Below are 13,345 nucleotides of genomic sequence, written 5' to 3'. Positions count from 1 at the left end.
GGGCGCCGCAATGAATGCCCGTGCACAACGGCGGGGATCCGGGGCGACACCCCGGGATCGGGTACCGCGCAGCGGCGTGTCGGCCCCGGCATCCGCCGTTGTGCTCGCCGAGCGAGACGCGCCCGCCCAGCATCCGCCGTTGTGCTCGCCGAACGAGACGCGCCCGCCCGGCATCCGCCGTTGTGCACGCCGAGCGAAGCGCGCGATCTACCCGAATCGGCCCGAGACGTAATCCTCGGTCGCCTGCACGGTCGGAGTCGTGAAGATCGACTTGGTCTCGTTGTACTCGATGAGCTTGCCGGGCTTGCCGGTGCCCGCGATGTTGAAGAACGCGGTCTTGTCGCTGACCCGCGACGCCTGCTGCATGTTGTGCGTCACGATCACGATGGTGTACTCCTGCTTCAGCTCCCCGATGAGCTCCTCGATGGCGTACGTCGAGATCGGGTCGAGGGCCGAGCACGGCTCGTCCATGAGGAGCACCTGGGGCGACACCGCGATCGCGCGGGCGATGCAGAGGCGCTGCTGCTGCCCACCCGAGAGGCCGGAACCGGGGCGGTCGAGGCGATCCTTGACCTCGTTCCAGAGGTTGGCGCCCTGCAGCGACTTCTCCACGAGGGCGTCGGCGTCGGACTTCGAGATGCGGCTGTTGTTGAGCTTCACGCCGGCCAGCACGTTCTCCCTGATCGACATCGTCGGGAACGGGTTGGGGCGCTGGAACACCATGCCCACCTGGCGGCGCACGAGCACCGGATCGACACCGGGACCGTACAGGTCGCTCCCGTCGAGCAGCACCTCGCCCTGGACGTGCGCGCCCGGGATGACCTCGTGCATGCGGTTGAGGGTGCGGAGGAAGGTCGACTTGCCGCAGCCGGACGGGCCGATGAACGCGGTGACGCTGCGTGGTTCGATCTGGAGGGAGACGCCCTCTACGGCGAGGAACTCGCTGTAGTAGACGTTGAGGTCGTTGACTTCGATGCTCTTGGACACGAGTTTCCTTCTGCCGACTCAGCGGCCGGTCTTAGGGGCGAACACCTTCGCGACGAGACGCGCGACGAGGTTGAGAACCATGACGATGATGATGAGGACCAGCGCGGCGGCCCACGCGCGGTCGATGTACGCCTGCGCGGGGATGCCCTGGTTCATGTACTGGGAGTACGCGAAGACGGGCAGCGTCATCATGCGGCCGGAGAACAGGTCATAGTTCATGGATGCCGTCACCCCGGCCGTGAGGAGGAGCGGGGCGGTCTCGCCGATCACACGCGAGATCGAGAGCATGACACCGGTGGTGATTCCGGCGATCGAGGTGGGGAGCACCACCTTGACGATGGTGAGCCACTTCGGCACGCCGAGCGCGTACGCGGCCTCGCGCAGCTCGTTCGGCACCAGCCGGAGCATCTCCTCGCTGGAGCGGACGACGACCGGGATCATCAGCACGGCCAGCGCGATCGAGCCCATGATGCCCAGACGGATGCCGGGACCGAAGAAGATCGCGAAGACGGCGTAGGCGAACAGTCCGGCGACGATCGAGGGGATGCCGGTCATGACGTCGACCAGGAAGGTGATCGAACGCGCGAGCCTGCGGTCCTGGCCGTACTCGACGAGGTAGATCGCCGTGAACAGTCCGATCGGTATCGAGATGATGGCGGCGGCGAGCGTGATCAGCAGGGTGCCGATGATCGCGTGCAGCGCACCGCCGCCCTCTCCGACGACGTTCCGCATCGAGCTCGTCAGGAACTCCCCGGACAGGCCCGCGACGCCGTTGACGATGACGGTCCACGCGACCGACACGAGCGGCACCATGGCGAGAAGGAAGGCGGCCGAGACCACGCCGGTGACCAAGCGGTCGACGCCCTTCCGGCGTCCCTCCACGACCGTCGAGATGACGAAGATCAGAACGAGGAAGAGGAGTGCGGCGACGACCGCGGTGCCCGCGATGTTGATGCCGGATCCGCCTGCCAACGCGGCGATGCCGAAGACGACGAGGCTGATCGCTACGCTGCCGCCGAGGATCGCCCACGGTGCCCATGCGGGGAGGTGGCCGTTGGTGAGCCGCAGCGACGGTGGCGCGTCGGGCCCGGGCTTCTGCGCGGAGGGGGGAGCGGTGATCACAGTCATGTCAGTTTGCTCCCGAGAATTCCTTGCGGCGGTTGACGATCCATCGCGCCACGGCATTGACCGCGAAGGTGACCACGAACAGGATCAGGCCGGTCGCGATCAGCACGTTGATGTTGAGGCCGTACGCCTCGGGGAAGGTCAGAGCGATGTTGGCCGGGATCGTGCTGGGGTTCTCGGAGGTGAAGAGCTGGAAGCTCACGATCCCCGTGGCCGAGAGCACCATCGCCACGGCCATCGTTTCGCCCAGGGCCCGCCCGAGTCCGAGCATCGAGGCTGACACGATGCCGCTGCGACCGAACGGGAAGACGGCCATCCGCACCATCTCCCAGCGCGTGGCGCCGAGGGCGAGGGCGGCCTCTTCGTGAAGGACCGGCGTCTGCAGGAAGATCTCCCGGCAGATCGCCGTGATGATGGGGGTGACCATGACGGCCAGAACGATGGCGGCCGTGAAGATCGTGCGCCCCGTGGCCGAGACCGTACCGCCGAAGAGCGGGAACCAGCCCGCATTCACGGTGAGCCACTCGAACACGGGCTGAACGGCGGGCGCGAGGACCATGATGCCCCAGAGGCCGAAGACGACCGAGGGCACAGCCGCGAGCAGGTCGACGATGTAGCCGAGGCTCTGCGCGAGCCGCCGCGGCGCGTAGTGCGAGATGAAGAGGGCGACAGACACGGAGAGGGGCACGGCCATCAGGAGTGCCAGGAACGAGGCCCACACGGTGCCGAAGGCGAGTGGCCAGACGTACTCCCAGAAGTTGCCCGGCAGCAGGGATGCCGTCTCGCTGGTTGCGGTCAGACCGGGAATCGACTGGACGATGAGGAAGATCGCGACAGCCGCGAGGGTCACGAGGATCATGGATCCTGCGAACAGCGCTGTGCCCGAGAACCAGCGATCTCCTGGCCGCTGCTTGGCCTTGAGGGCCGGAGCGGTAGTGGTTGTCATGTCGTCCTGTTCTCGATCGAGGATTCGGTGTCGTTCCCGGCCCCGTGCCGTTGAGGCACGGGGCCGGGAACCGAGGTACTACTGGGTGACGATCAGGTCGATCGCCGCGTTGACCTTCTCGGTGAGAGCCTCGGACATCGGCGCGCTGCCGGCGGCGGCTGCTGCCTCCTCCTGGCCCGCGGCGCTCGCGACGTACTGGAGGAAGCCCTTGACGAGCGCGGCCGACGCGGGGTCGGCGTACTCCTCGCACGCGATCATGTAGCTGACGAGCACGATCGGGTAGACCCCGGCGGCCTCGCTGGTGCGGTCGAGTTCGATGGCGAGGTCGCCCTCGGTGCGGCCTTCTTCGAAGGGCGACTCATCGACGATGGCCGCTGCGGCCTCGGGCGAGTAGCTCACGAACTCGTCGCCGACCTTCACGGCGACCGTCGAGAGGCCTTCTTCGGCGGCACGCGACGCGTCGGCGTAGCCGATGGTGCCGTTGCCGCTTGCGACGGCCGAGACGACACCCGAGGTGCCGTTGGCGCCCTCGCCGGTCTGCAGCGGCCACACGCCGTCGGGCTCAGACGTCCACACGGTGGGCGCGGCCTGGAACAGGTAGTCGGTGAAGTTCTCGGTCGTGCCCGAGTCGTCCTGGCGGTGGACGGGGGTCACGGCGAGATCCGGAAGCGACGCACCCTCGTTCAGTGCGGCGATGGCGGGATCGTTCCAGTTGGTGATGGTGCCCGAGAACAGGCCGGCGATCGTGGCGGCGTCGAGGTTCAGCTCGTCGACGCCCTCCAGGTTGAAGATGACCGCGATGGGCGAGATGTAGGTGGGAACCTCGACGATGCCCGTGTCGGGGGCACAGCCCTCGAAGCCGCCGGCCGCGATCTCCTCGGCGGTGAATGCGCGGTCAGAGCCCGCGAACGGGAAGGCGCCGGCCTGGAACGACTCGCGACCCGCGCCCGAGCCGGACGGGTCGTAGGTGATGGTCGCTTCGGGGTTGGCCGTCTGGAAGCCGGCGGTCCAGGTCTGGACAGCGACCTCCTGCGCCGACGAGCCACCGCCGGCGATCTCGCCGGAGAGGCCGCTGGGGGCGCTGGGGTCTGAGCCGCCGGGGTTGCCTTCGTTCGCGGCACAGGCGGTGAGGGCGAGGGCCGCCACGGCGCCGATGGCGCCGATGCGGGCAATGCGAGAGAGCTTCACTATGTGAATCCTTCGGGTGTCAGGGACAGGCCCGGTGCAGGGCCCGCTCTGACGGTAGGAGTGAATCCTTAAGAGCTTGGGCGGCCATGGTGAACAGCAGGTGAACTGGGCCCGTCCGGCCGTTGCGAAAGCGCTACTCTCTTGGCTCGTGTGTCTCGATGGCGACGATGCCCGAGCCGGGGTTGGTCGCCGACAGATGCACCACGGAGAACGCCGCGGTCTCGAGCGCGGCGGCGCTCCCGAGGTACGACCCGCGCAGCGTGCCCGTGGCGAGCGCGATCTCGTTGATGATGTCGGGAAGCACCGGTCCGTGGCTGCACAGCACCGCGGGCTTGCGTGAGCGCACCCGCTTGCCCACGACGGTCCGCACGTCGGAGGTGCCCTCCTCCCAGGCATCCTGACCGATCGCATCGGTGCGATCGACGCTGCGCCCGAGCGCGACTGCGAGCGGCGTCACGGTCGTGACGCACCGCACTGCCGTGCTCGAGACGATCTTCCGCACGCCGAACGCACGAAGCGGGCCGACGATCAGCCCGGCCTGGCGGGCTCCGCGTGACGTCAACGGCCGGGAGGCGTCCGGGCCCTTCCACTCACTGCGGCCGACGGCCTTGCCGTGCCGCAGCGCGATCAGGGGGAACGTGTGCAGCACGCCGTCATCGACGAAGCGCAGGAAGTTCTCGAGGATCTCGATGTCGACCGGGTAGCTGAGGTAGGTCAGCGCACGCTTCGGGGTCACCCATTCCAGCGCGGCGATCTCCTTGTTGGGCACGAAGGCCGATGCGCGGATCGCGTCGTCGACGGCTTCGGCCGCCCAGTAGTGCACGATCTTCTGGCGTTTGCTCGGCATCCGATAGTGCGAGACGCCGACCGGGATGCCGAGACGCACACGGATCCCGGTCTCCTCGAACACCTCGCGCACCGCGGTCTCGGCGAGGGTCTCGCCCGGATCGACCTTGCCCTTGGGCAGCGTCACATCGGCGTATGCCGTGCGATGGATGACGAGCACCATGAGCTTGCCCTCGATGAGGCGCCAGACCACGGCACCCGCGGCATAGACCGCGGTCTCGTTCATCGGGCCACTCGGGTGCGGCGTCGGCGAACCACGCGGGCCATCGTGCGCTCCTGCAGGTCTGCGAGCTGGGCGCCGTCGGGTGCCTCGCTGTGGCGCACCCAGACGCCGTCCGGTCCCAGCCACCACGACGCGGTGGACTCGTCCATGGCCAGGTCGAAGAGGTCCTCGAGCTGGGACAGATGGGCGGGGGCGGTCACGCGCACAAGCGCCTCGACGCGCCGGTCGAGGTTGCGGTGCATCATGTCGGCGCTGCCGATGTAGACCTGGGGGTCATCGTCGTTCGCGAACATGAAGATGCGGGAGTGCTCGAGGTAGCGGCCCAGGATGCTGCGCACCCGGATCGTCTCGCTCATGCCTTCGACGCCCGCCTTGAGGCTGCAGATTCCGCGCACCCAGACGTCGACCGGAACGCCCGCCTGGCTTGCCCGGTACAGTGCGTCGATGATCTGCTCGTCGACCATCGAGTTGACCTTGATGCGGATGCCGGAGGGCCGGCCGGCGACGGCGTTGCGGCGCTCCTTGTCGATGAGTCGCAGGAGGCCCTTGCGAAGGTGCAGTGGCGCGACAAGCAGCCGTTTGAACTTCTTCTCGATCGCGTAACCGCTGAGCTCGTTGAACAGCCGGGTGAGGTCTTTGCCGACCTGCGGGTCGATGGTGAAGAGCCCGAAGTCCTCGTACAGACGGCTCGTCTTCGGGTTGTAGTTGCCGGTGCCGATGTGGCTGTAGCTGCGCAGCATCCCGTTCTCTTCGCGGATCACCAGCGCGAGCTTGCAGTGGGTCTTGAGGCCCACCAGGCCGTAGACGACGTGCACGCCCGCCTTCTCGAGCTTGCGGGCCCACGAGATGTTGGCCTGCTCGTCGAAGCGCGCCTTGATCTCGACCAGCGCGAGCACCTGCTTGCCGGACTCCGCGGCGTCGATGAGGGCCTCGACGATCGGCGAATCCCCGCTCGTGCGATAGAGCGTCTGCTTGATGGCGAGCACGTGCGGGTCGCGGGCGGCCTGCTCGAGGAAGGCCTGGACGGATGTCGCGAACGACTCGTACGGGTGGTGCACGAGCACGTCTTCTTTGCGGATGGCGGCGAAGATGTCGGCGCGCCCGTTCTGCTCGGCGGGCTGGAACGCAAGCGCGGTCGTGGGCACCCGGGGCGTGTAGTGCAGTTCGGGGCGGTCGAGCTTGGCGAGACCGAAGAGGCCGCGAAGATCGAGCGGCCCCGGGAGGCGGTAGACCTCCTGCTCGGTGATGTCGAGCTCCCGGATCAGCAGGCCGAGCGTGACATCGTCCATGTCCTCGGTGATCTCGAGCCGGATCGGGGGCCCGAACCGGCGACGCAGCAGTTCGGCCTCGAGGGCCTGGATGAGGTTCTCGGTCTCGTCCTCCTCGATGACGACGTCCTCGTTTCGCGTCAGGCGGAACGCATGATGATCGAGCACCTCCATGCCGGGGAAGAGGTCGCCGAGGTTGTTGGAGATGAGGTCCTCGAGGGGGAGGTAGTGCTTCTCGTCGCCCTCGGTCTGGACCGGGACGAAGCGGGGGAGCATCGGCGGCACCTTGACGCGCGCGAACTCCTCGCGGCCGGTCTTGGCGTTGCGGATGCGGACGCTGAGGTTGAGGCTCAGCCCCGAGATGTACGGGAACGGGTGGGCAGGGTCGACGGCCAGCGGCATCAGCACCGGGAAGACCTGCTGCTGGAAGTACTCGTACAGGGTGGCGCGCTCGTCGTCGCTGAGGGATCGCCACGTGATGACGCGGATGCCGAGGTCTTCGAGGGCCGGCTTCACCTCGCGCGTCCACACGTCGGCGTGGCGCACCTGCAGCGTGTGCGCTGCGGCCGAGATGTCGGCGAGCGCCTCCGCCGGCTGTCGGCCGACGTTGGTCGGCACGGCGAGCCCCGTCACGATGCGCCGCTTGAGGCCGGCGACTCGCACCATGAAGAACTCGTCGAGGTTGCTGGCGAAGATCGCCAGAAAGTTCGCGCGTTCGAGAAGGGGGAGGGTGTCGTCCTCCGCGAGCTCGAGAACGCGCTGGTTGAACGCGAGCCAGCTCAGCTCGCGGTCGAGGTACCGGTTCTCGGGCAGCTGCTCGTCGAAGGCCTCGAAGGCCTCGTCGAAGTCATCATCGGAGTCGCCCAGGCCGGCGTCGAGGATCGCGTGATCGATCATGGCTTCATCATTGCAGGGCCACGTGACGCGTGTGTGAACGAGTCGGTCTCGCATTCGCTCGCTCAGGCGGGCGAGCGGGAGGGAGGGATCAGGCCTTGCCCGGGCTGGGCACGGTGTCGTCTTCGTAGACGTTGAACCGGTAGCCGACGTTTCGGACCGTTCCGATGAGCTGTTCGAGATCGCCGAGCTTCGCGCGCAGCCGCCGGACGTGAACGTCGACCGTGCGGGTGCCGCCGAAGTAGTCATAGCCCCAGACCTCGCTCAGCAGCTGCTCGCGGGTGAAGACGCGGGAGGGGTGGGTCGCGAAGAAGTGCAGGAGCTGGAACTCCTTGTAGGTCAGATCGAGCGGCTTTCCGTGCACCTTCGCGGAGTAGGAGGACTCGTCGATCGTTATGCCGGATGTCTGGATGCGCGTCGAGACCTGTTCCTGCGACATCCGCCCGATCGCGAGGCGCACGCGGGCATCGACTTCGGCGGGCCCGGCCGTGAACAGGATCACGTCGTCGACGTTCCAGTCGGTCGACACGGCGGTCAATCCGCCCTCGGTGACGACGAGGAGGAGGGGGGCGTCCAATCCCGTGGTGTTCAGGATCTTGCAGAGCGATTTGGCGCCGACGAGATCTACGCGCGCATCGACGAAGATGACGTCCGCGCTCGGCGCGTTCACGAGCTGTGCGGGCTCGGCGGGGATCTGGCGGACGCGATGGCTGAGCAGCTCGAGGGAGGGCAGGACGGGGCCGCCGCCCTGGGCGGAACTCAAGACGAGCAGCTGAGCCAACGCATTCCTTTCGGCGGAGGAGTCCGCGCCGTGCGTTCAATGATAGGGCGTGGCACAACCCGGCTCCTGCCGCCGCGTGCGGCGGCAGCGGTCGTGCGACAGAATGAGGGGATGACGACTCCGGAGCTCGCGCCGCGCGGATTGTTCGGCGGCGTCATCGCGGTCTGGATCGCGGGCGGACTGACGGCCATCGCGATCGGCGTCTTCGTGCCGCTCGAGTGGCGCGCGGCCTGGCTGACGATCGGTCTCGGCGCGTGCCTGCTCCTCGCCTTCGTCGTGCAGCTGACCGCCGGCAGGTCGAAGGGATTCATCGACCGCGTGGCGGGGAGCGTGCTCGGGGCGCTGCTGGTGATGGGGATCATCTCCGCGGGCTTCGGGCTCGCGGCTCTTTTTCAGGGCTAAAGTAGGGGTATGGATCTCGTCGCGCTCGAACTGTTCTTCGTCGGGTTGCTCGCCCTCGCCTCCCTCGCGATCGCCTTCGTGTCGGGCGCTGTGCTCGTGAACCTCTTCCGCGGCCAGCGCTGACGGACGGCGTCGTGTTCGATCTGCCGACCGACCTCCCGGCCGATCTCGCACCGCTCGCGTGGCTGGTCGGAGTCTGGGAGGGAACCGGAGTGATCGACTACCACGTCGGCGACACGCACTATGCGGGTGAGTTCGCACACCGAGTGAGCTTCAGCCACGACGGCGGCCCCTTTCTGAACTATTCGGCCACCGCGTGGCTCGCCGTCGCGGATGACGCCGCGCGCGTGCCCCTCGTCGCCGAGGTGGGCTTCTGGCGCCTCGCACGCCCGGCCGCCGAGGCCGATCCCGGTCCGGGACTCCTGCCTCCGTCCGCATCCGCCGCGGCGCGCACCGCCGACGACGTGGAGGCGCTCCGCAACTCCGACGGCGGGTTCGACATCGAAGCCTCGATCGTGCACTCCGACGGCGTGAGCGAGCTCTACCTCGGACAGGCCCGGGGCCCGCGCATCGACATCGCGACCGACGCCGTCGTGCGCCCCGCGGGAGCCAAGAACTACGCAGCGGCGACACGCATGTACGGGCTGGTGGAGGGTCATCTGCTGTGGGCGTGGGACATCGCCGCCCTCGGCCAGGAGCTCTCGTCGCACGCGTCCGCCAGGCTCGCGCGGGCGGAGTGAGAAGCCGATGAGCGCCTTCACGAACCGACCGGGAGCGGTCTCCGGCGACGCCGGCGTCGTGCACTACGGCAACCCGCTCGGCGAGCAGCGGCAGCTTGCCGAGGGCCAGGCCATCGTCGATCGCACCGACCGCCGTGTCATCGCCGTCGCGGGCGTCGATCGCCTGACCTGGCTCGACTCGATCGCCTCCCAGGCGCTCGCGAGCCTCGAGCCCGGCCGCGGCACCGAACTGCTGATCCTCGATCCGCAGGGCCGCGTCGAGCACGCGGCATCCGTCGTCGATGACGGCGAGACCACGTGGCTCATCGTCGACGCCGGTGATGCGGACGGGCTGGGCGGCTGGCTGCGCCGGATGGTGTTCCGCTCGCGCGTCGAGGTGCGCGATGAGACGGATGCCGCGGTCATCGCGTTCGCCGGAGACGCCGGCGCTCGCGCGGCCGTCCTCGCCGTCGCGCCCGGCGCGCCCATCTGGACCGACCCGTGGTCGGCCGTGTCCCCGGGGGGCTGGCAGTACGCGCCGATCGACCCGCATCCGGGCGCGGACTTCGCCTGGTGCGAGGCGATCGTGCCCGCCGAGGCACGCGACGAGCTGGCCGCGGGCGACACCGCCGCCGCCGGGCTGCTCGCCGCCGAGGCGCTCCGCATCGCCGCATGGCGCCCCCGCTGGGCGAACGAGGTCGATGAGCGCTCCCTGCCGCACGAGGTCGACTGGCTGCGCAGCGCCGTCCACCTCGAGAAGGGCTGCTACCGGGGCCAGGAGACCGTCGCGAAGGTGCACAACCTCGGCCACCCGCCGCGGCGTCTCGTGATGCTGCACCTCGACGGCAGCGACAGCGTCCTCCCCCAGCCCGGCGCGCCCGTGGCAAACGGCGACGACATCGTCGGAACCGTGACCTCGTCGGCCCTGCACTACCAGGCCGGCCCGATCGCGCTCGCGATCATCACGCGCCGCGTCCCCGACGACGTCGAGCTCACGGTCCGGGCGGGCGATGCGATCATCGCCGCGGGCCAGGAGGTCATCGTTCCCGCGGATGCCGGAGCCACGGCATCCATCCCTCGCCTTCCTCGCCTGAACCGCCGCGCTCCCGCGCGATGAGTCAGGCATTCGGCGAGGGTGCCTACCCGGCCACCGCGGCCATCCCCACGGGCTGGCGCGCCCGCGTCGATCCCGGCGGTCGCCTCCGCCGCGTGCGGGAGTCGGGCATCGCGATCGTGCAGATCGTGGTGGCGGCCGCGGGCGCCTACGCGTTCTCGCTCTCGGTGCTCGGTCATCCGGTTCCGCTGCTCGCTGCGACCGTGACGGTGTCGAGCCTCGGCCTCGTGCGCGACGCCCGTCCGCGCCGGGTGCTCGAGACGGTGCTGGGGATGCTGCTCGGCATCCTCGTCAGCGAACTGCTGCTGCTCGTCACGGGCTCGGGCTGGTGGCAGCTCGCGGTGGCGCTCGGCCTCACGCTCGTCTTCGCCCGATTCATCTCGCCGCAGGCGAGCTTCGCGATCGCGGCGGCGATCCAGTCGCTGATCGTGATGATCATTCCAATGACGACGGGCATGCCCTTCACGCGGCTGATCGACGGGATCGTCGGCGGCGTCTTCGCGCTGCTCGTGACGGCGCTGATCCCGCGCAGTCTTCGGGCGGTCGAATTGCGCGACGCGCGCGCAGTGTTCCGCGACACCGGCAGCGCCGCCGCCGCGCTCGGCCAAGCGCTCCGCCGCGGCGACAGACTGCGTGCCGAGCGCGGGCTCGAGAAGGCGCGAGCACTGCAGCCACGAGTGGACGCCTGGCGCGAATCGCTGGAATCGGGACTCGCGATCGCCCGCATCTCGCCGTTCCTGCGCCGCCAGCGCGGGGAGCTCAACCGGCACGCGCGCGTTCTCGGGGGCATGGATTTCGCGACGAGAAACCTGCGGGTCGTGGCCCGCCGCGTCGTCTACCTGTGCGATGACGGCGTGGCGCGCCCGGTCGCCGCCGACGTGCTCGGCGAGATCACGCGGGGCGCCGAGCTCATCGGGCGCTCCCTCGACGACATCTCGCTTCAGCCGGTCGCCCGCGAGACCCTCCTCGCCGTCGCGGCGCACCTCGATCCGCGCGAACTGCTGCCGGGGGCCTCCCTCGGCGACCAGAACCTCATCGCGGCGATGAGGCCGCTCGCCGTCGACCTGCTGGTCGCGACGGGTATGCCACAGGCCGACGCGCGCGCGGCGGTGCCGAGGATCTGAGCGGGGACGATCGGATGCTGCGCCGGGGCGCGCGGGTCACGGTCGCACCTCGTGCCACGGCACCGTGATCTCCCCGAGCCGCCATCGCGTGCGGCCGCCGATCACCGACCACCCGGATGCGCGCATCGCCGCGACCGTCGCGATCCAGCGCTGCGCGGGGCCGAAGGCCGACAGGGGCGCGGATCGCTCCCACTCGCGGTCGAGGGCGAGCAGGAAGGCATGCACGCGCTCGCCGGGCACGTTGTGGTGGATGAGGGCCTTCGGCAGGCGCTCGGCGGCGATCCCGGGGCGTTCGAGCCCCGCCAGCCGCAGCGAAACGGTGAGCGTGCGTGCCGCGCCCGTGGCGTCGATGCCGGCCCACGCCGAGACCCGGCCGATCTCGTCGCACGTCCCCTCGACGAGCATCCCCTCCGGCGTGAGGCGCGCAGCCATGCGCGCCCATGCGGCGGCGACCTCGGACTCGTCGTACTGACGCAGCACGTTCATCGCCCGGATGACGGCGGGCCTCCGCCCGTGAGGGAGCGGTGCTTCGAACCCGCCGAGTCCGAAGGACACGCGGGCGTCGGGGGAGAACGGTGTGCGGCCCGCACGGACCTCCGCCAGCTGCGCCTCCGCCCGCGCGACCCGGGCGGGATCGATCTCGATGCCGCGCACTTCGGCGTCGGGACGCGCGCGTGCGAGCCGGGCCTGGAGTTCGAGCACCGTCACCCCGCTCGCGCCGTAGCCCAGGTCGATGACGATCGGATCGGCCGCGCGGCGCAGCACCGGGAGGTGGGCGATCCAGCGATCCACGCGGCGGAGCCGGTTGGTGCCCGTCGTGCCACGGGTCGGACGACCTGTGGGGGAGGGGCCGGACGGCATCCCCCCATCCTGCCAGGGCGGGCGTCACGGCCCGCCGGGCCGCGCATCGGGGGCGAAGGCGCGCCGTGCAGCCTCGGTATCATGGGCCCATGACCGCGCCCCACACGCTGATCCTGCTCCGCCACGGCCAGAGCGAATGGAATGAACTCAACCTCTTCACGGGATGGGTCGATGTGCGGCTCACGGAACAGGGCAAGGCCGAGGCCGAGCGCGGCGGCGAACTGCTCGCCGAGGCGGGCCTGCTCCCCGACATCCTGTACACATCCGTGCTCAGCCGCGCCATCCAGACCGCCGACATCGCCCTCGATGCCGCGGACCGGCTGTGGATCCCGGTGAAGCGCACGTGGCGCCTCAACGAGCGTCACTACGGGGCCCTGCAGGGCAAGGACAAGGCGCAGACCCTCGAAGAGTTCGGCCAGGAGCAGTTCATGCTGTGGCGCCGCTCGTTCGACGTGCCGCCTCCGCCCCTCCCGGCCGACGACGAGTTCAGCCAGGTCGGCGACCCGCGCTACACCGGCATCGACGGCGAGGTTCCCCACACCGAATCGCTCAAGCTCGTCATCGACCGGCTGCTGCCCTACTGGGAGAGCGACATCGCGGCCGACCTGCGCGAGGGCAAGGTCGTGCTCGTCACCGCACACGGCAACTCGCTGCGCGGCCTCGTGAAGCACCTGGAGGGCATCAGCGACGCCGACATCTCGGAGCTGAACATCCCGACCGGCATCCCGCTCGTCTACAGGCTCGACGAGAACCTCGTGCCGCTCGGCCGCGGTGAGTACCTCGATCCGGCCGCGGCCGCGGCCGGTGCGGCGGCCGTGGCCGCCCAGGGCAAGGGCTGACGAGAAAGGGCCGGGCGGCGGGGAAGTA

General features: G+C 69.4%; 13 protein-coding genes. 5 read left to right on the top strand and 8 right to left on the bottom strand.

What is annotated here, in order from left to right; genetic code table 11:
- Nucleotides 1–207: 207 nt before the first annotated feature.
- The 7 genes from pstB to VNT50_RS08575 all read right to left on the bottom strand — a co-directional run bounded on the left by pstB (nt 208) and on the right by VNT50_RS08575 (nt 8,258).
- Nucleotides 208–987 (bottom strand): phosphate ABC transporter ATP-binding protein PstB, encoded by a 780-nt coding sequence (gene pstB, locus VNT50_RS08605; RefSeq protein ID WP_325484700.1) that lies wholly within the window; start codon nt 985–987, stop codon nt 208–210.
- 18 nt (nt 988–1,005) lie between these two features.
- On the bottom strand, nt 1,006–2,115 hold the full coding sequence (gene pstA, locus VNT50_RS08600) for a phosphate ABC transporter permease PstA (protein WP_325484699.1): 1,110 nt from the start codon (nt 2,113–2,115) through the stop codon (nt 1,006–1,008).
- A gap of 1 nt (nt 2,116) precedes the next feature.
- Nucleotides 2,117–3,058: a phosphate ABC transporter permease subunit PstC gene (pstC, locus tag VNT50_RS08595; RefSeq protein ID WP_325484698.1), complete on the bottom strand. Its 942-nt coding sequence runs from the start codon at nt 3,056–3,058 to the stop codon at nt 2,117–2,119.
- A 78-nt stretch (nt 3,059–3,136) separates the two neighbouring features.
- Entirely contained in the window at nt 3,137–4,246 is a 1,110-nt protein-coding gene (gene pstS / locus VNT50_RS08590) for a phosphate ABC transporter substrate-binding protein PstS (protein WP_325484697.1), read from the bottom strand.
- A gap of 133 nt (nt 4,247–4,379) precedes the next feature.
- Nucleotides 4,380–5,318 carry an NUDIX hydrolase gene (locus VNT50_RS08585; RefSeq protein WP_325484696.1) on the bottom strand — a complete coding sequence of 313 codons (939 nt, stop codon included), beginning with the start codon at nt 5,316–5,318 and terminating at the stop codon, nt 4,380–4,382.
- Nucleotides 5,315–7,480, bottom strand: coding sequence for an RNA degradosome polyphosphate kinase (locus VNT50_RS08580; protein WP_325484695.1), 2,166 nt, complete (start codon nt 7,478–7,480; stop codon nt 5,315–5,317). Before VNT50_RS08580 ends, VNT50_RS08585 begins: the two co-directional genes overlap by 4 nt.
- 88 nt (nt 7,481–7,568) lie before the next feature.
- The gene (locus tag VNT50_RS08575) at nt 7,569–8,258 is read right to left on the bottom strand and encodes a response regulator transcription factor (RefSeq protein ID WP_325484694.1); all 690 of its coding nucleotides are present in this window, start codon (nt 8,256–8,258) and stop codon (nt 7,569–7,571) included.
- A 111-nt stretch (nt 8,259–8,369) separates the two neighbouring features.
- On the opposite strand from VNT50_RS08575, the gene VNT50_RS08570 reads away from it, so the two are divergent.
- The 4 genes from VNT50_RS08570 (at nt 8,370) to VNT50_RS08555 (ending at nt 11,617) form a co-directional block, all read left to right on the top strand.
- On the top strand, nt 8,370–8,660 hold the full coding sequence (locus tag VNT50_RS08570; protein WP_325484693.1) for a hypothetical protein: 291 nt from the start codon (nt 8,370–8,372) through the stop codon (nt 8,658–8,660).
- Between the two features lie 134 nt (nt 8,661–8,794).
- Entirely contained in the window at nt 8,795–9,400 is a 606-nt protein-coding gene (locus VNT50_RS08565) for a heme-binding beta-barrel domain-containing protein (RefSeq protein WP_325484692.1), read from the top strand.
- A gap of 7 nt (nt 9,401–9,407) precedes the next feature.
- Complete coding sequence (gene ygfZ / locus VNT50_RS08560) at nt 9,408–10,496, top strand: CAF17-like 4Fe-4S cluster assembly/insertion protein YgfZ (protein ID WP_325484691.1); 1,089 nt, start codon at nt 9,408–9,410, stop codon at nt 10,494–10,496.
- The gene (locus tag VNT50_RS08555) at nt 10,493–11,617 is read left to right on the top strand and encodes an FUSC family protein (protein WP_325484690.1); all 1,125 of its coding nucleotides are present in this window, start codon (nt 10,493–10,495) and stop codon (nt 11,615–11,617) included. The genes ygfZ and VNT50_RS08555 overlap by 4 nt, the downstream gene beginning before the upstream one ends.
- A gap of 36 nt (nt 11,618–11,653) precedes the next feature.
- On the opposite strand, the gene VNT50_RS08550 is transcribed toward VNT50_RS08555, so the two are convergent.
- Nucleotides 11,654–12,478, bottom strand: coding sequence for a class I SAM-dependent methyltransferase (locus tag VNT50_RS08550; protein WP_325484689.1), 825 nt, complete (start codon nt 12,476–12,478; stop codon nt 11,654–11,656).
- 89 nt (nt 12,479–12,567) lie between these two features.
- On the opposite strand from VNT50_RS08550, the gene VNT50_RS08545 reads away from it, so the two are divergent.
- Complete coding sequence (locus tag VNT50_RS08545; RefSeq protein WP_325484688.1) at nt 12,568–13,317, top strand: phosphoglyceromutase; 750 nt, start codon at nt 12,568–12,570, stop codon at nt 13,315–13,317.
- Nucleotides 13,318–13,345: the final 28 nt, after the last annotated feature.

Origin of the sequence: Microbacterium sp. (assembly GCF_035554235.1) — a bacterium.
Taxonomy (GTDB): Bacteria; Actinomycetota; Actinomycetes; order Actinomycetales; family Microbacteriaceae; genus Microbacterium.
Note: the sequence above shows the minus strand (reverse complement) of the source record. Positions and strands in the feature narration are given on the sequence as shown.